The 17,662-nt window shown below is 70.3% G+C and carries 11 protein-coding genes and 1 pseudogene; 6 read left to right on the plus strand and 6 right to left on the minus strand.

The features are described 5' to 3' along the window. Positions 1–194: 194 nt before the first annotated feature. Entirely contained in the window at positions 195–914 is a 720-nt protein-coding gene (locus QHF85_RS23035) for a hypothetical protein (RefSeq protein ID WP_281329432.1), read from the minus strand. A gap of 231 nt (positions 915–1,145) precedes the next feature. On the opposite strand from QHF85_RS23035, the gene QHF85_RS23040 reads away from it, so the two are divergent. Continuing rightward, a complete protein-coding gene (locus tag QHF85_RS23040; RefSeq protein ID WP_281329433.1) occupies positions 1,146–2,360 on the plus strand; it encodes a HEAT repeat domain-containing protein in 1,215 nt (404 codons plus the stop codon). Between the two features lie 29 nt (positions 2,361–2,389). On the opposite strand, the gene QHF85_RS23045 is transcribed toward QHF85_RS23040, so the two are convergent. The 4 genes from QHF85_RS23045 to QHF85_RS23060 form a co-directional block, all read right to left on the minus strand. Then, positions 2,390–4,270 (minus strand): chloride channel protein, encoded by a 1,881-nt coding sequence (locus tag QHF85_RS23045; protein ID WP_281329434.1) that lies wholly within the window; start codon positions 4,268–4,270, stop codon positions 2,390–2,392. A gap of 101 nt (positions 4,271–4,371) precedes the next feature. Further along, positions 4,372–5,166, minus strand: a complete 795-nt coding sequence (locus tag QHF85_RS23050) for a polysaccharide deacetylase family protein (RefSeq protein ID WP_281329435.1) — start codon at positions 5,164–5,166, stop codon at positions 4,372–4,374. Then, a complete protein-coding gene (locus tag QHF85_RS23055) occupies positions 5,163–6,287 on the minus strand; it encodes a glycosyltransferase family 2 protein (RefSeq protein ID WP_281329436.1) in 1,125 nt (374 codons plus the stop codon). The genes QHF85_RS23050 and QHF85_RS23055 overlap by 4 nt, the downstream gene beginning before the upstream one ends. A gap of 102 nt (positions 6,288–6,389) precedes the next feature. Continuing rightward, the gene (locus QHF85_RS23060) at positions 6,390–7,889 is read right to left on the minus strand and encodes a hypothetical protein (RefSeq protein WP_281329437.1); all 1,500 of its coding nucleotides are present in this window, start codon (positions 7,887–7,889) and stop codon (positions 6,390–6,392) included. Between the two features lie 78 nt (positions 7,890–7,967). On the opposite strand from QHF85_RS23060, the gene QHF85_RS23065 reads away from it, so the two are divergent. Then, the gene (locus QHF85_RS23065) at positions 7,968–8,720 is read left to right on the plus strand and encodes a hypothetical protein (protein ID WP_281329438.1); all 753 of its coding nucleotides are present in this window, start codon (positions 7,968–7,970) and stop codon (positions 8,718–8,720) included. 5 nt (positions 8,721–8,725) lie between these two features. Further along, positions 8,726–9,544: a hypothetical protein gene (locus QHF85_RS23070; protein ID WP_281329439.1), complete on the plus strand. Its 819-nt coding sequence runs from the start codon at positions 8,726–8,728 to the stop codon at positions 9,542–9,544. 3 nt (positions 9,545–9,547) lie between these two features. On the opposite strand, the gene QHF85_RS23075 is transcribed toward QHF85_RS23070, so the two are convergent. Beyond that, complete coding sequence (locus QHF85_RS23075; protein ID WP_281329440.1) at positions 9,548–11,224, minus strand: FAD-dependent monooxygenase; 1,677 nt, start codon at positions 11,222–11,224, stop codon at positions 9,548–9,550. Between the two features lie 89 nt (positions 11,225–11,313). On the opposite strand from QHF85_RS23075, the gene QHF85_RS23080 reads away from it, so the two are divergent. From QHF85_RS23080 to QHF85_RS23090, 3 genes and pseudogenes are all read left to right on the plus strand, one after another. Further along, the gene (locus tag QHF85_RS23080; RefSeq protein ID WP_281329441.1) at positions 11,314–12,555 is read left to right on the plus strand and encodes a hypothetical protein; all 1,242 of its coding nucleotides are present in this window, start codon (positions 11,314–11,316) and stop codon (positions 12,553–12,555) included. 13 nt (positions 12,556–12,568) lie between these two features. Continuing rightward, the gene (locus QHF85_RS23085) at positions 12,569–14,269 is read left to right on the plus strand and encodes a hypothetical protein (protein ID WP_281329442.1); all 1,701 of its coding nucleotides are present in this window, start codon (positions 12,569–12,571) and stop codon (positions 14,267–14,269) included. 126 nt (positions 14,270–14,395) lie between these two features. Further along, positions 14,396–17,662 (plus strand): annotated as a pseudogene (locus tag QHF85_RS23090) (hypothetical protein); the annotation flags it as partial.

Below are 17,662 nucleotides of genomic sequence, written 5' to 3' on the forward strand. Positions count from 1 at the left end.
GCCTCGCCCCCGGGCGCAACCTCCCGCCGGCCCAAAGGCGCCGCCCTGCCCCCTTCCCCCCTCCGCCCCCGCCCCCACGGCGGCGCATCGCTCCCAGGCGCAACCCCCCGCCGGCCCCCAGGCGCCACCCTGCACCCTGCGCATCCGCGCCGCCTGCCGACCGGCGCCACCTTGCGCCCGGTGCACCGCTGCCGTCAGCCTACAGGCGCGCCTCCGCTCCCTTCGCCGTCGTCCTCCTCGCGCCCGCCGCGCCGCTTGCGCGACACATCCAGGAAGAAGGACGCCACGTACCCACGCTGCCGCGGGAACCGACCGTCGAGCGCGGCCTTCGTCTGCGCGAGTTTGTCGGCCGCCTCGACCACGAGCTTCACCGCTTCGCTCTCCAGCTTCGACAGCGCGGCGTCCCCTTCGTCACGCTTCTTCAAGAGCCCCTCTTGCAACTCCACGCGGGCGATCAGGTCGCTCTGTACCTTGGCCTTGTCCTCGTACTCGGGTAGGTCCGCGATACGGGTGATCGCCTCGCGCACGAGGGCAGGCTCGTTTCGGTGGGGCGCGTCGATCAGGTCGTCGACGCGACTGCCGAAGGCGTGCTCGGCGCCGAGGCCGCTCTTCCCTTTGAGCCCGAGCTTCGTCCGCGTGTTGCCTGCGCGAACGCCCCGATCGAGGACCTGATCGCCGAGGACGACGGCCGATTGATTCTGGTCCCCCGGGCCGAGCTCGAAATCCTCGATCTCACGTTGCTTCGCAGGGAGCGCCTGCCGGAGGGGCCAGAGCTTCGCCGCCTCCGCCGCGAAGAACTCACGATCCTCGGCCGTCCGATCGAGGTCCACCTTCGATGCGACCGTCAGCATGTTGTACGTGCGGGCGATGGCCCGCGACATCAGGCGAATGGGAGAGGTCGGTCCTGCGAGCATGATGCCTCCGGTGCGTGGAAGAGCGCACGGTATGGGACGCGAACGACCGGAGGCAAGCGTGATCCATCGCCAAGAAAGTTGCGGGGCGCCTTGGCTCGATCGGGCAGCATCCATCCTTGAGACGATGGGACCGACCGTGTAGCCTCGGTTCGTCGGAGCGGGAGGCTCCCTGTCGAAAGGCAAACACGATCGAATGGGCCTTCCCTGGATGGAACCCGCATTGGAGATTGCATGGCCTGGTTCGCGGATCTGAGCCCGTACGTCAATTCGGAGGAGGACGCAGAAAACGACACGGGCGGGCCGTCGCCGCCCGCTTTCCACATCGGCTGGCTCGATCCCGGGCACCCGTTCCCCGAAGGGCCCGTGCCCACCGCATTCCTCGTCCGGCTCACCGTCCTCGTGACGCGCGCTCGGACGGCGCTCTCGCGCCGCAATCATACCTGCGCGTTCGGTCACAAGAAACCGATCATCGGGAACGGCGCGATCCGCGTGGTCGGGGAAGATGGGACGAGGTTCGTCGCGCCGGTGATGATTCATCATTACGTCGCGGATCACGGTTACCGGCCGCCGGACGCGTTCATCGCCGCGGTGCTGCGGAATGCAGGCCTCTCCTGGGAACGGGCGTACGAGGAGGACCTCTGCGCGAGCTGCGGCCTCGCCTTGCAAATCAAGAAGAAACACAAGGTTTATCGCGAGGACGAGACGGGCATCGAGTCCTTCGTCCAGGGCTCGTGCGGCGGCTGCGGCGCTTCTTATCAACGCCGCGCGCCGCTGCCGGGCGGCGAACGCGTGGCGACCCAGCGCGCGCTGGAGCAGCTAAAGGCCCCCGACGCCGACGCGCGCATCGAGGCCGCGACCGATCTCTCCTATCTCCGGGGCCAGGATTCCATTCCGAACCTCGTCGCGCTCCTGCACGACGCGCACGCCGGGGTGCGACGCGCAGCCACGATGGCGCTCGCCAGGCTGAAAGCGGACGAGGCCATCCCGCCGCTCGTCGAGAACCTCGAGCGCCCGCATGAAATCCCGCGCGAGGCGACGACGAGGCCACTCGCCAGCCTGCATGCAGCCGCCGTCGTCCGCGCCCTCGCAAGTCCGCTCCACAATCCCGACACCCCCGTCCGCAGCGCCGCCGTCGAAGTGCTGGAGCGAATCGGGGGCGAGGCGACCGAGGCCATGCTGATGCAATGCCTCGACGACCCGGACCCCTCGATCCGGCGGCAGGCGCTCCGGGCGCTGTCGAGCCGCATCGACCGCTGGGAGCGCCGGATCCTCAGCGAGGAATTCGACGGCACGGATCCCTTCCTCGATCCGCGCGCGCCGCTCGACGAGGCGTGGCTACGAAAGGCGGCGTCTCGAATGCATGTCCCCGTCGAGGAGGTGCGCGGCCGCGTCGAGGGGATCGCGACGCGGTTCGGGATTCCGCTCGGGTGGCGGGATCGAGATTGAGGTATTTCGCGCGCCCTCGCGCCGAAAGCTCACGGCCTGGTCGACGGAGCCGGGGGCTCCGGGGGCTTTTTGCTCCACAAGCGCTGGATCCCGGGCATTCTGGAGACGCTCGGCATTTTGCGTAACGACAGGAGCGCGTCCGTCCGTGAGGCCTCGTCCAGGCGGCGGCGGTGCGCGCCGAGGAGATCGCTCCGGGTGATGATCCCGACGACGCGCGTCGGATCCTCCGGCTTCACCACGACGAGCCGCCCCACGCCCTCGACGAGCATCCGGTCGGCGGCTCCGCGCACCGTGCTTTGCTCGGAGATCACCACCGGCGCGCGCTTGATGGCGGCCGTCACGAGCTGATCCCCCGCGCGCGCGGCATCAAAGAGGTCCGTCCGGGTGACGACGCCGATGAGCGTGCCCGCGGCATCGAGCACCGGAAACCCCGTATGGCGCGTCCCCGGCCCGCCCGCGCCGAGCCACGCCCGCACGGAGTCGATGGTCTGGTCGAACCGGAGCGTGACGAGCTCGCGCGTCGCGCAGTCCGCCACGAGGACCTGATCGAGGAAATCCGGCCGGTATTCGCTCGGCACGCGCGCGCCGCGGCGGGCGATCTTCTCGGTCATGATGGAGTTCTTCATCAAGAGCGACGAGACGAGGAACGCCGCGGTGCAACCGCCGAGCAGCGGCAAGAGGCCGATCGGCTGGCGTGTCGCCTCGAACGCGAATACCACCGAGGCGAGCAGCGCCCGCGACGCGCCCGCGAACATCGCGGCCATCCCGACGAGCGCTGCGATCCGCACGTCGATCCCGAGGCTCGGGGCCACGGCGACCGCGAGCCCGCCGAGCACCGAGCCGAGGCCACCTCCGAGCGTGAAAAGCGGCGCAAGCGTGCCGCCCGAGGTGCCGCTCGCGAGCGCCACGATCCAGGAGAAGAGCTTGAACGCGCAGAACACGAGCGCGGCGCGGCCGACGAGCGTCCCGGCGAGGATGTCGTCGATGTTGTCGTAGCCGACGCCGAGCGTGCGCGGCGCGACGTACCCGGCCGCCCCGACGGCGAGCCCGCCGAGCGCCGGCCACCACATCCAGTGCACGGGCAGCCGCTCGAAGCCGTCTTCGAGGCGATAGAGGGCGCGGGTCACGAGCACCGCGGCGACGCCGACGATCGCGCCGAGGACGATGTACGACGCGAGCGCCGCGCCCGAGGGCTGGGCGAGATCGGGCATCGTGAACACGGGGGCCCCGCCGACCAGCGCCAAACGCGCGGCGGAGGCCGTGGCGCTCGCGAGCGCGACGGGGATCACCGAGCGCGGGCGGTATTCGAAGAGGAGCAGCTCGATCGCGAGCAGCACGGCCGAGACGGGCGTGCCGAACGTCGCGGCCATACCGGCGACGGCGCCGGCGGCGAGCAGCGTTTTGCGCTCGTCGGCCGTGACGGTGAGCACCTGGCCGACGAGCGAGCCGAGGGCGCCGCCCGTGGCGATGATCGGCCCTTCGGCGCCGAACGGGCCGCCGGTGCCGATGGAGATCGCCGCCGAAAGCGGCTTCAGCACCGTCATGCGCGGCGGGATGCGGCTCTGGGCGAAGAGCACGCGCTCCATCGCCTCGGGGATGCCGTGCCCGCGGATCGCCGGGGAGCCGAAGCGCGCCATCAAGCCCACGAGGAGCGCGCCGGCGCTGGGAATGAGCAGCACGCGCGCGCCGAGCCCGTGGCCGGCGGGGGAGACGAACGCCGTGGAGAGGCGCCCGTAGAACGCGAGGTTCGTGACCAGGCCAATGAGCCCGGTGAGGAGCTGCGCCGTCGCGGTCGCGACCAGCGCGAGGCACACTGAAACGGCGCTCAGGACGACCACCCTGCGGTCGACGAGCGCGGCGGCGACCTCGGCGTCGGGAACGGACGCCTGCCGCAATCCATGGGATCCCATGCTTTTGCCCGACCGTAGCGCCGGCCGGGCCCACCGGCAAGGTGAGGTCGGCGGGAAAACCAGGCGCATCGACGGAAGGCCTCTTCGCGCGGCCCCGAGGTTCAACCCGCGCCGCCGGCCAGCCGCTCGTAGATCGCGTGATACAGCCCATTGCCGAGCGCGCGGCGCACCGCTGTCTTCGCCCCGCCCCGCGCGCGCGCCCAGAGGAGCCACCCCGGCGAGGCGCTCGCGAGCGCCTCGAATTCGCCCGCCGACGTGCCCGGACGAACCGCGATCCGGCAGAGCACCACGCCCTCGGGCAAACGCCCCGCCCTGTGCGCGCCGATGCGCGAGGAATGGAACACGCGATAGCCCTCGAGGATCCCCGCCTCCACGTCGCGCTGCCGGAATCGGCCGCCGGGGAACGAGAGCTGCTCCACGGCGTGGCCCACGTGCTCCTCGATCGTCGCCTTGGAATCACGGAGCTCCGCGCGCGCCTCCTCCTCCGGCAGATCGTCGAGGAATCGATGCGTGCGCCCGTGGGAGCCGATCGACATGCCTCGCTCGGCCATCTCGCGGACCTCGGACCAACCACAAAACCCAGCCCGCTGGCCGATGAAATCGGACGTCACGAAAAACGCCGCGCGGAGCCCCCGACGCAAGAGGCGCGGCAATGCGTGCCGGTACGAGCTCGCGTGCCCGTCGTCGAACGTCAGCACGATGCGATCGTCCTTGTCGAGGCCCCGCGGCAAAACGGCGGGGTCGGCCACCGGCAGGCCCTTTCGCGAAAGGATGTCGAGCTGCTGCTCGAATGCGGCGACGGAGATGGCGTACGGCCGATCCGACGGGTCGATCGCGACGAGCTCCCGGTCGCCTTCGTAGAGCGCGTGATACATCAGGACGACGAGTCGGCTCATGTCTTCTCCCATCGCGCGTCGATGCGGCCATCGAGGTAGTTGCCGAGCGCCAGCACCGAGGCCCGGTTCAGCTCGACGAACACCTCCGCGAAGCTGACGAGCCGGCTCCGGCGCAGCATCGGGATCGCCGCGCCCGCGAAGGAGAGCGCATAAAACGCGCCCTGCAGCGTCGCGGCCGCCCGGTACAACGTGCCGCTCGAGAGCACGGACGACGTGTACATCACGCCGAGCGCATAAGGCACGAGGAGCCGGAACCATTTGTGCGAGACGAACTGGACCCAGAGCGGGTTCTGCCACGGCAAGAACAGCCACCGGTGCCGCGCGAACGACTGGAAATTGCCCGTGAGCGTACGGATCTTTCGTTTTCGCTCCCCGGCCATGTTCTGTTCGAGCTCGTCGTACATCACGGCCCGCGGCTCGAAGACGACGCGCCGGCCGCGGCGCGCGAGGTGCATCGGCTGCTCGAAATCGTCGAGCAGCGTGCCCGGTTCGAGCGGCGTGTAGTCCTCGCGCCGCATCACATACAGCGCGCCCGTGACGCCCACGGTCGAGGCGAAGCGGCTCTCCGCTTTGCGGATCCATTTCTCGTAGCGCCAGTAAAGCCCGATGTGCGCCGCGGTCAGCGTCCTCGGATCGACGTGCAAAAGCTCCCCGCTCACGGCACCGACGCCGGGCTGCATCAAGCGGGCCACGAGGTGGCGCACGGCGGGCCGCTCGATCCGCTGGCGAACGTCCGCGAACACCACGACAGGCGTCTCCACGTGGGCCATCGCCACATTGAGCGCGTACGCCTTGCCCCGCCGCTCCGGATACCGGACGAACGTCACGTCCGGCTCGCGCGCGAGGAGGGCGTCCGTCCCGTCCGTCGAACCATCCGATACGAAAAGAAAACGCAGGCGATCGCGCGGATAATCGAGCGCGCGGAGGTTCTCGAGCTTCGCAGCCAGCCGCGCCGCCTCGTCATGGACCGCGATCACCACGGTCACGGCGGGCCATTCGGCCACGACGGCCGGATCGACGGGCTCGTCGCGCCGGAGGCGGGACAAGATCCATATCCCGACCGGATACCCGACGTAGGTATACGCCACGAACACAAACGACAGCCAGAACAAGAGCTCCATAGCCCCCCGCTCCACGCGCATCTCTAGCGTCGAGCGCGCAACGCGGCACGTCTGTTTGAGGTCGAAATATCGGGAGCCCGACGGCGGCTCCCTCGACGGCCCTCAGCGAAGCTCGACGAGCTCCCCATCCGAAGGAGCGACCTCGACGATCCGCGCGCCCTCCGCGCCGCGGATCTCCACCTTCGTGACCGGCTCGCAGGCCCCCGCCGTACACCGGCCGAGCGCGCATGTCCCCTGCTTGCACGGGCCCGCGCCCCTCGACGGAATCGTGATCCACAAGGGCGAGACGCCGAGCTTCTTGCCCGCGACGAAGACATCCATGCCCGGCGGATCCGTCCGCAGCTCGACGGCCGTTTTTCCGACCGTGACATTCGGCCTCGCTCCCTTCGCCTTTTCGAGCACCTTCGGGGCCGGCGGAGGCGCGGGGATCGGCGGCGGCTCGGGGAGCACGGGCTTTGCTACGACCTCGACGTGGGGCGGCGGCACGACGGGCGGAGGCGGCGCCGGTTGTCCGAGCAGGTTTGCTCCCACGAGCGCCGCCGGCACCGAGACGCCCCCGAGCACGGCGCCGCCCACGCGCCACGGAGAGAGAGGATAACGAGGCGCATGCACCCGCCGGTCCGTCCCGAAGACCCAGAACGTCCGCGTCTCCTTGCCCCAGCGATACCGCGCCTCGTACACCGGCACCGCGCGCACGACGAGGCGCTGGCCGTGGAGCTTTTCGCCCTCGGGAAACGCGTGCAAAGCGATCAGCGCATTCGCCGCCGCCTCGACGTCCGCATTCACGCGCGTAAAAGCCCCGCGATAAGGCCCCGCCCCGCCTTCCCCGCCGCGCCCCGGCTCGATGCGCGCCTCTTCCTCGCTGTGGATCACGTCCCCGCCCGCGAGCCCCACGAGCTGGTCCGGCAGGTCCGTCTTCTCGATTTGCCGTGAATTCGTGCGTGTCGACCAGTGCACGTGGACGCGCCGGAAATGGCGGAGCCGGCCGAGCCCCGCGCACGTGCTGCACGTGACCCTGCCGCTGCCGCCGCACGTCGAGCACGTCACGCGCCCGCTGCCCCAGCACCCCGAGCAGGTCGACGTGTACGTCTCGGTGCGCGTCGACGTATTGCCTTGCGCGTCCGTCTCCGTGGTGGTGCGCGTCTCCGTGGTGCGGCCGTCGCCGCCGCAGGACCCGCACGTCACGCGCCCGCCGCCGCTGCACGTGCTGCACGTGACGCTGCCGCCGCCCTTGCAACGAAAGCAGGTGCGCACCTGTTCGGTGTGCGGCACGCGCACGACGACGCGGTGGTCCTGCGTGAAGAGCGGCGGCATTTTCAGGAGGATCTCCCAGGGCCCCGGCGCTCGCCCGTTCTCCGGGCCGTCGACGGGCCCGCTCGCGTACGGCTCGTGCGTCTCCTCCGGGACGCGCGTCTCCGTGTACGATTGAAAGACCACGTCGAATGCGCCGGTCCGCTCGAACGAGGTCACGTCGAGCCGCGCCGCGAGCCCGCGCCGCCCCCACGTCGTGGTGCGCGCGTGTTGCTCCAGGAAGAGGCGCGCGTCTTCGAGGGTCAGCGCGCCGGGGGCCGCGGGCGAGGTCGTGTCGGGAGCGTCGTTCATCAGGCTCGAGGGCGGAGTTTACCCGAGCCGCCTTGGCAACGCACCGACGTCGCTGTAACGTCGACGCGCGCGCAGACGATGGCTTTCTGGATCCGGCAAGACCAATTCGAGGTTCTGGAGCGCGACGTGGGCATCGCGGAGCTCCAGCGGGACGTGATCCGCCGGCTCGGCGAGCGCTCGCCCGGCTGCTTCGCCATCGTGCCGGAGCGCGCCATCGCCGCGGTGGCGCGGCTCGGCGCCACGCGGGCGGCCCGTCACGGCCTCACCCGCCTCGGGCCGGTGCGGCTTTTCGTCGAGATGATGATCCTTTTTGGTTGCGCCTTCGACGACGACCCGCTCTTCCCCTGGGCCGGGGCCGCGCTCGCGGAGGCGCACCCGACGCAGACCACGAAGGCCGACCGCCTGCACGACGCGATGATGGAGTACCTCCGCGCCACAGCCGGAATCGACCAGCAGCGCACGCTCGCGGCGATGCGGAGGTTCGAGCCGATCGCCACGCGCGCGCTCTCCATGGACGTCGCGCCCGAGGCGATCCACGCGGTGCTCTTGCAGGAGACGCGCGCGCTTTTCCCCGAGCGGCTCGCCTACCTCGGGCCCGAGGGCGAGGCGAAGGCGGCGCACGCGTGGGCCGCGCTCGCGGAGGCCCGCGGGATCACCGGCGGCGGGGCCGTCGTCCACGCGCTGCTCGCGTGCCTGCTCGGGCATGGTTTCGTCGAGGATCCGCTCTTCGCCTGGGCGGACACGAGGCTCCGTGGCGGCGACGTGCAGGCGATCGTGAGCGAGGCTGGTCTTTATTGCGAGCGGGTCCTCCGCTTCATGCACGAGGAGTGATTGCGATGGGATTCCCGGGCGGAGGCACGCCGGAAAAGGTCTCGTCGAATGGCGACGCGAATTCGAAGCAGGTCTCGTCGCCGGACGAGGGCAGCGCGGTCAAGCCTTGCCCCTGCGATCCGAACAAGACGATGAGCCCGCAGATGAAGGCCGACATCGACGCGGTCAACAAGAAGCTCGACACGGCGATCGAGAACAACCAGAAGAACTACGACGCGAAGGTCGCCACGTACGCCAAGAAGGGCTGGCCGCACGACGACAACATCGCGAACATCAAGCGGCGCGGCGACGAGCTCAAGCAACGCAAGAAGGATCTGAACGACAAGATCAACGAGTGCGCCTGCCATGGCGACGGGCTCATGAACCTGGCGAACGTCGTGTACAACGAGGCGGGCTCGCACAGCATGAACGCGAAGACGGCCGTGGCCTACGCGTACATGAACCGCACGAAGGGCAATCCCCGCGCGCCGAACTCGGCCTCCGAGATCTCGCATTACAAATCGATCGGGACGCGGGCGGAGGGCGTGACCGACAGCAACGCGGGGCTCTTCGCGAAGAACATGACGGACTCGATCGAGGCCGCCTGCCGCAGGCTGCGCGACAAGGATCCGGCGAAGAACGACCCGACGAACGGCTCGACGCACTGGGTGAGCCCCGACGCGCTGCCGAAATCGTCCAGCGGCTGCGGAGGCGGCTTCTTCGCGAACGAGGGGCGCTGCTTCCCCACCTGGACGGACAAACGCTGGGAGCCCGGCGTCATCGAGACGGAGGCCGAGGGCGTGCGCCGCGGCGAGTTCATCTTCTACCGCGGCGTTCGGTACTGACGGTCAAACGAACAGGCGATCGAGCCACGCCGCGAATTTGTCCTCGTCCGCCGGCTGGCTGCGATAACCGACGTATCCGTCGGGTCGCACCATGTAAATGCTCTCCGAGCGCGCCCCGAAGCGCCGATGCAATTCGCCGTCCGGATCGAGCAGGACGGGCACGTCCGCGGGGAGCGCCGTCGGGACGTCCGCCCCAGGGACGATCACATAGGCCCGCACGCGCTCGCCGAGCCGCGCACGCGCCGCGCTCACGATACGCCCGAGCCGCTCGTAGCCCTCGTTCGTCGCGGCCGCGCCGTCGAAGCAGAGAAGCGTGTGCTGCGTGCCGCGGAGGAGGTTGTGCAGCGTGTCGCTGCCGACCGGCATGTCCGGCACGCGCGCGCCGGGCGCGGGGCCGTCGCCGAAATGGATCCAGTCCGACAAACCCGGGCGCTCGTCCGAGCCGGTGAGGCGAATGTTCCACAAGGACGATTGGTCCTGCGCCACGGCCGGGCTCTTCGGGTACGCGACTTCGATCTGCGAGACCGTTCGCCCCGCGCGCTCTTTCACGAAGCCGAGGCTCGTGACGTAGCTCATGAGGTGATTGCGGATGCCGATCGTGAGCGGGCTCTTCATCGCGAGCGCCGTCTGGAGCCCGCGCGTGCCGACGTCCGTGAAGCGCAAGGTCTCCGCCGCCACGGGCCGCCGCTCGGCCTCGTACGAGTCGAGCAGCGCGTCCTTGCCGACGCCACGCGCGACGAGCGCGAGCTTCCAGGCGAGGTTGTACGCGTCCTGGATCCCCATGTTCATCCCCTGCCCGCCCGCCGGGCTGTGAATGTGCGCCGCGTCGCCCGCGACGAACACGCGGCCGACGCGGTAATGCGGGACGATGCGGCAATGAATGCGGAAATCGATCATCCACGCTGGATCGCTCAGGGACGACCCCTCGGGGCCGCGCTCTTTCAAGAGCGCCTGGAACGACTCCAGCGCGACGGGGCGATCGTCGTCGGGGTCGACGAACGTGAGCAGGCGATACCGCTTCGCGCCCGGCAGCGGGAAGAACCCGAGCATGCCGTTCGGGCCGAGGAAAATCGCGATCTCGTCGTCGTGCACCGCGACCGGCAGCTCGACGTGGACGTCGGCTTGCATGAGGCGCACGTCGTACGTCGAGCCCTCGAACGGCAGGTCGAGCGTCTTGCGGACCGTGCTGTGCGAGCCGTCGCAGCCGAGCAGATACGGCACGCGCACTTCTTCGACCCAGCCGTCCTCGGAGGCGAGCGCGGCCGTGACGCCGCCCTCGTCCTGCGAAAAACTCTGGAGCTTGACCTTGCGCTCGACCGTGAGCCCGTGCGTGCGCTCGAGGTGCTCGGCGAGGACGAGCTCGGTCTCGCGCTGCGAGAGGCTCAGCAGAAAGGGGTAAGGCGAGTCGATTCCGCCGAACTCGACCCGCGCGATGCGCTCGAGCGCGGGCGTCATGATGCGCGCCCCCGCGACCTGCCGCCCGCGCGCGAGGACCGGATCGATCACGCCCATGTCGTGGAAACATTCGAGCGTGCGGGCGTGGATGACCTGCGCTTTCGACCAGATCGAAGGGCCTTCGCCCTGGTCGATGATGCGGCACGAGAGCCCGTGCCGCGCGAGCTCCGAAGCCATCACGAGCCCGACCGGGCCCGCCCCCACCACGAGCGCATCCAAAGCCATCGCTGCTCCCTCCATTCGCCGCGTCGAGCGCGGCAGCCCTCCGGCATCATACTAGGAAATCTGCGTGTTCGAGGGGTAGGATTCGCACGATGCCGGAACGCAAGGACTTCGGGGATGCCCTCGTGAAGGCCGCGCTCGCGCCGATCCAGGCCGCGAACGCGCGCCTCGGCGAGGGGGCGATCAGCGAGGGGGTCGCTGCGCTCTCCAAGGCCGAGCTGCTCGCCGGCCTGCGGCAGGGCATCGACAAGGCCGCGGTGGTCTTCAAGTTCCGGAGCGTCGACGTCGAAGCGCTCTTGCCGTGGGACGAGCTCTTGCCCGCGCTCGATCGCCTGGAGGCCGCGCAGATCGCCGCGATGCGCGCCTTGCAGCAGCACACGTCCGGCACCGGCGGTCCGCTCTCCGGCCCCACGCAAGGATCGGCCCCGGACGGTCGCAAGCAGACCGGCACCGAGGTGCTCTTCAAGGTCGCGAAGCGGTTCGCGGCCGATCCGCGGATCTGCGGCCCGCTCGAAGGGCTCGCGACGCAGGTCTCCGGGTGGGAGATGCTCGTCTCGCAGTGCGGAGATCGGCTCGAATCGAGCCCGCTGCACGCGCGGTTTGCGCGCCGGAAGCTCCTGGTTCTCGTGGCGCTCCTGGTCGTCGTGCTGGGCGCGTTCTCGGTCGGGGCGCGCTCGGGCTACAAGAAAAAGACGATCGACGACGCGCGCGCGCGGGTCGACGCCGTGCTGCGCGCCGAGGACCCTTGCGCGGCCGAAGGGCTCGCGCCCGGCGACATCGCGCTCGCGACGCCGGAGCAAGTGACGGCCGAGAAGTCGCGCCTCGAAGCGTGCGCATCGGGGCGGGCGCGCGCGAAGTACGTCGCGGCCTGCGAGACGCTCGCGAAGAACTTCGAGGCGGGCAAGCTCTCGCCGGACGATCTCGCGATCGCCAAGGACGCGGCGCCGCGCCTCGAACGCGCGCAGAAGCGCGAGCTCGGCCTTCCCGATCTGGTCGCGACGCCGAAGGACATGCCTTGCCAGGACAGCCCGTCGAAGGACCGGTTCTTCGGGACGTACGCGACGGCGGCGGCGGAGTCGACGAAGGTGTGGGCCGAGGCGACGCGCGTCTCGGACGACCTCTGCGACGCGCTCCGCGGCAAGGACTTCGCGACGAAGCCGTACCGGAACGAACTCTCACGGCGCGCCGAGCCGGCGGCGGCGAAGGCGATCTTGAGCGGGAAACCCGAGGACATGGAGCTCGGCCAGAAGCTCTGCGACTTCGCGGCGTCGTTCGGGATCGAGCGCGGGAAGAAATGCACCGGGCTCGCGGCGGTCGTCGCGAAGAAGCGATGAGAGAGGGGCATCCGTGAGACCCGAACGATTCTACATGGCCCACCCGGGCGCGTTCTTGATCCCGGCCGAGCACCTCGACGACGAGGGCATCGCGGACCTCGCGTGGGAGGAGCGGGAGCTGCTCCAGAGCCGCGTGGGTTTGTCGAAGGAGCACATCGATCTCTTCAACCGGGGCTATCGGCTCTACCGCGAGCGCGCGGCCTCGCTCCATGCCCGCGCGCCCGGCTCGTGGCTGCCGCCGCGCAAGGCGCACCTCCTGCTCGTCACCGACCCTTCGCGCGTGCGCCCGTACTGCCAGCCCTTCCTCGGCACGACGTGGTTCCTCTATGCTTCGGACCTCGATCCGGCGCGCTCGCACGAGGAGTACGTCTGTTATCAGCTCTTCCACGTCGAGCGACTCGCCTTCCTGAAAGCGCTGCGCGCGGCGGTCTGCTTCAACCTGAGTTATTTCCTCGATCGCACCGAGGACGAGCTGCGCGATTTCTCCCGTGCCGCCTCACGCGCCACGCGGCCCGATGCCCCGGCGTTCGTGGCGCTCGCCCGCGCATTGCACTGGATCCAGTCGCTCTATCACCTGCCGCTGCGGGAGCCGCCGCCCGGACGCACCGAGGGGCTCGGCCACGTCGACGGCGCGGATCTTTTGATCCCCAAGGAAGTGCGACCCGATCTGCTCGCCCTCTTCGGCGCGTTCGACGCGGCCGCGCGCGAGATGGAGGCGTCGTTCTTCGCGGCGCAAGCCGAGCCGACGGAGGGCCCCGCGCCGGTCGACATCGTGTGTCGTTTCCTCGCGGAGGAGCGGCCGGACGTCTTGCTCGTCGATACGGCGGGAAAGATCGTGTATCGGCCGGAGGACGCCTCCAGACTGGACGACGCCCGCGCGGCGCTCGCGCCCCTCGTCTCCGCGCGCGTCGCCGAGAGCCTCGTAAAGGACCTCCGGATCGTCAGCGACAAGAGCCGCGCCGTGCTCGCCTCGCTGCGGAATCCGGACGTCCTGCCGCGGACGAGCACGGAGGTGGATCCCGACGGCGGCGTGTATGTGCGGGCGGACCTGGGCCGCATCGTCTACGAGCTACGCCATCCCGGCTTTGATCCGCTGCGCGAGGAGGCGCCGCCGTACCACCGAGAGCTGCTCGCCGCGCGGGTCGTCCACGAATGGGGTCACCTCGTGCACGAGGCGGGGCTCATCCGCGTGCCCGAGGAGAACGAGCACGCCTACAACGTTGGCCTCTCGTTCGTCCACTCGACATGGCAGGGGATCCTCGAGCAAATGCCCGCGCGGCTCGCCGAGGACGTGAAGGAGGAGCTCGATGCGCTCGGGGCCGATCCCGCCCGCCCCGGGGAGACGCTCGCCCGTGTCACGCTGACGCGAATGCCCGATTTCGCGTGCAACCTGTTTTTCCGGAGATACCTGCGGCCCGAAGAGGCCAGGACGTACCTCCATGCGAACGTGCGCCACCACCTGAACGAGGACCTCGGCCCGCTCACGCAGCTCGCGCGGTACGCCCTGGAGCTCTCGTACCTCGACCTCGCCGGGATCTCGGACCCGATCCCTCATTTCGTGGAGACGACCTACTTCGACGGGTATTTCATCAAGCCGAAGGTCTGCGACGAACGGCAGCTCCGGGAGCTTCACAGCTCGATCTGGCGGCTCTGCAGCGCTTACGCAGTCGACGCGTCCGCGTTCTTCCCCGCCCCGGCGCCCGCCGATCTTTGAGCCACTTGCCACTCGCAACTTCGCGAGCCTCCTTCGCGAAGTTGCGACGACACGGCGCTCGACTTCGAACCGTACTTTCTGTAGGGGTCGCGCATGCGCGCGGCGTCTCTATCATCCATTGGGCTCTTGTTCCTTTTCGGTGCGACGGCGTGCGGGGAGCAGAGCCGCGCACCCGAGCAAGGCCCGCGTGACCCGGCGGCGCGCCCGAGCCCCGCGGCGGCCGAGATGCCGATCGCGCTCCGTGCAGCGGCGATCGGCGCGCGGCAGGCGCAGGCGGGGGAGGCATATCGTTTCGCCCGGGCGACGCCGGGGCGACCGCTCCGCGCGGACAATCCGGCGCAAGGGTTCGTCGCGGAAATGGATGCGGCGTCCGTTCGGATCGAGCGCTCGACGGGCGGCGGTGAGGCATTTCAGGCATCCCTGACGTTCGCGGGTTTCGGCTGCGAAGGCGACCTCCGCGCGCCGGCCCCCGCCGAGCCCACGGCGACGGGCAACCGCACGGAATACCGGCGCGGCGACGTGACGGAGTGGTATGTGAACGGCCCGCTCGGGATCGAGCAGGGCTTCGACGTGGCCAAGGCGCCGGGCTGCAAGGGCGGGCTCTCGTTCGAAATGGCCGTGTCGGGCGGGCTCGCGGCGGCCGTCGTGAAAGGCGGCGAGGCGATCGATCTCGTCGATGACGAAGGCCTCGCGCGACTTCGGTACGGCGAGCTGTACGTCGCCGACGCGACGGGCAAACCCGTGCCGTCCTCGCTCGGCGTGCGCGGCGGGCGCATCACGATCCACGTCGACGACGCGGGCGCCGCGTACCCGCTCCACGTCGATCCGCTCGTCGCCATTCCGCGCTTCCGGCTCGTCGCCTCCGACGCGCAGGCGACGGACTATTTCGGCACCTCCGTGGCGCTCGACGGCGACACGGCCCTCGTCGGCGCCGAGGGGGACAGCTATGCAGGCGGCACGGACGCGGGATCAGCGTACGTCTTCGTCCGCAATGGCCTCACCTGGAGCCAGCAAGCCAAGCTCGTCGTGCCCGGCGCGGCACAGAACGACTTCGTCGGCTCGTCCGTCGCCCTCCAGGGGGACACCGCCCTCGTCGGGGCCCGGGGCGACGACAGCGCGGCCGGCGTGGACGCCGGCGCGGCGTACGTCTTCCGCCGCAATGGCGCGACGTGGTCGCTCGAAGCGCAGCTCTTTGCGCCCGACGCGGCGGCCGGCGACGCCTTCGGCACCTCGGTCGCGCTGAACGGGAGCACGGCCGTCATCGGCGCCGCGTTCGACGACACCGCCGCCGGCGCGGATTCGGGCTCGGCCCACGTCTTCGTCCGGAGCGGGAGCACCTGGAGCCCGCAAACCCAGCTCCTTCCGAGCAGCAGCGTCCCGGGGGCAGAGTTTGGCCGGGCCGTCGCGATCGAGGCGGACACGGCCCTCGTCGGCTCCCCGCACGGCACCGCCGCCGGCCGCGTATACGTCTACGTGCGGAGCGCGGGGGTGTGGACCCAGCAGGCCGCGATCAGCCCGGCGGACGGCGCGACGGACGATCAATTCGGCAACGCCGTCGCGCTGAGCGGCGAGACGGCCCTCATCGGTTGCGAATTCGACAACACGGGGTTCGGGCTCGACGTGGGATCGGCGTACGTGTTCGTGCGGAACATGAGCACGTGGACGCAGCAGGCCAAGCTCCTGGCGGGCAACGCCGTCGAGGACATGCGCTTCGGCAACGCCGTCGCGATCAGCGGCGACAGGGCCGTCGTCGGCGCGTGGTTCGCAGAGCCCCTGCTGAACGATGCCGAAGGCGCCGCGTACGTGTTCGTGCGCAGCGGCACTGTGTGGTCCCAGCTCGTGCAGATCGACGGGCCCGACGCGAGCCTCGGCCTGTTCGGCAGCAGCGTCGCGATGAGCGGCAATCACTTCCTCGTCGGTGCGCTCTCCGAGTCGTTCGACGCGAAGGGGGACGCGGGCGCGGCGTACGTGTTCGAGCTCTTCGAAGAGCTCCCGAACGGCGCGGCCTGCAATGTCGCGGAGGAGTGCACGAGCGGCTTCTGCATCGACGGCGTGTGCTGCAACAGCGCCTGCGGATCCGGCGTCACGACCGATTGCCAGGCGTGCAGCGTGGCCAAAGGCGCGGCCGTGAACGGCACCTGTGGCCCGGCGGTGAGCGGCACGGTCTGCCGCGGGACGAGCGGCGCGTGCGACGTCGCGGAGACGTGCAACGGGTCGGCGACGACCTGCCCGACCAACAAATACATGGCCGCCGGAACGATCTGCCGCGGCGCGGCGGGCGCCTGCGACGTGACCGAGATGTGCACCGGGAACGGCGCTGCCTGCCCCGCCGACGTGATCGCCCCGGCGGGGACGTCGTGCCGCCCGCCCGAGGGCGCCTGCGACGAGGCCGAATTCTGCACGGGGTCCAGCGTGGTTTGCCCCGACGACGTCTTCAAGGCGGCCGGCACGAGCTGCCGCGCCCAGGCGGGCGTCTGCGACGTGGCCGAGAGCTGCACGGGCGACGCGGCAGCTTGCCCGATGGACGCGCTCAAGCCGGCCGGCACGAGCTGCCGCGCCGCGGCGGGCGCTTGCGATGTGGCCGAATCTTGCACGGGGGGCAGCGCCCTCTGCCCTGCCAATACCTTCCTCCCGGCGAACACCACCTGCCGCGCGTCGGCGGGTGGTTGCGACGTGGCCGAAGTTTGTCCCGGAAATACAGCCGTTTGCCCGGGCGACACGTTCGTCGCCGCCGGGACGACTTGTCGCGCGTCGGTGGGCGCCTGCGACGTGGCCGAGGTTTGCCCCGGCAATACGGCCGCTTGCCCCGGCGACGTCCTCGTACCCGCCGGCACGACGTGCCGTCCGTCGGCGGGGGCCTGCGACATCGCCGAGGCGTGTACGGGCGCGAGCGGCGCGTGCCCGAGCGACGTCCTCCAGGGTCCCATGGTGGTGTGCCGACCCGCGGCCGGCCCTTGTGACGTCGCGGAATCGTGCACCGGCGCGGGCGTCGATTGCCCGTTCGACGGCGTGGCCAACGTCATGACGATCTGCCGCGACATGGCCGGACCGTGCGACATCCCGGAGAAATGCGACGGGGTCAGCAAGGGCTGCACGGCGGATTTGATCGCCGACACGACGGTCACGTGCAGGCCGGCAGCGGATGCATGCGATACGGCGGAGAAATGCACGGGCGTGGAGACGACGTGCCCGCTCGATTTGACGGCCCCCAACGGGACGGCGTGCGGCAACGGGGTTTGCCTCGACGGCGAATGCACGGGCGCGGGCGGTAGCGGTGGCATGGGCGGCAGCGGCGGCGCAGGCGGCAGCGGCGGCGCAGGCGGCAGCGGTGGCGCAGGCGGCAGCGGCGGCGCAGGCGGCAGCGGTGGCGCGGCTGGCGGCGGTGGCGATGGG

This window comes from Polyangium sp. 6x1 (assembly GCF_029946515.1).
Classification (GTDB): domain Bacteria; phylum Myxococcota_A; class Polyangia; order Polyangiales; family Polyangiaceae; genus Polyangium.

Bases quoted from the DNA above. Each gene is read 5' to 3' on its own strand.
- QHF85_RS23035 (WP_281329432.1), bottom strand. From the start codon at position 914: ATGCTCGCAGGACCGACCTCTCCCATTCGCCTGATGTCGCGGGCCATC.
- QHF85_RS23060 (WP_281329437.1), bottom strand. From the start codon at position 7,889: ATGAACGACGCTCCCGACACGACCTCGCCCGCGGCCCCCGGCGCGCTG.
- QHF85_RS23040 (WP_281329433.1), top strand. From the start codon at position 1,146: ATGGCCTGGTTCGCGGATCTGAGCCCGTACGTCAATTCGGAGGAGGAC.
- QHF85_RS23075 (WP_281329440.1), bottom strand. From the start codon at position 11,224: ATGGCTTTGGATGCGCTCGTGGTGGGGGCGGGCCCGGTCGGGCTCGTG.
- QHF85_RS23080 (WP_281329441.1), top strand. From the start codon at position 11,314: ATGCCGGAACGCAAGGACTTCGGGGATGCCCTCGTGAAGGCCGCGCTC.
- QHF85_RS23055 (WP_281329436.1), bottom strand. From the start codon at position 6,287: ATGGAGCTCTTGTTCTGGCTGTCGTTTGTGTTCGTGGCGTATACCTAC.
- QHF85_RS23050 (WP_281329435.1), bottom strand. From the start codon at position 5,166: ATGAGCCGACTCGTCGTCCTGATGTATCACGCGCTCTACGAAGGCGAC.
- QHF85_RS23065 (WP_281329438.1), top strand. From the start codon at position 7,968: ATGGCTTTCTGGATCCGGCAAGACCAATTCGAGGTTCTGGAGCGCGAC.
- QHF85_RS23045 (WP_281329434.1), bottom strand. From the start codon at position 4,270: ATGGGATCCCATGGATTGCGGCAGGCGTCCGTTCCCGACGCCGAGGTC.
- QHF85_RS23070 (WP_281329439.1), top strand. From the start codon at position 8,726: ATGGGATTCCCGGGCGGAGGCACGCCGGAAAAGGTCTCGTCGAATGGC.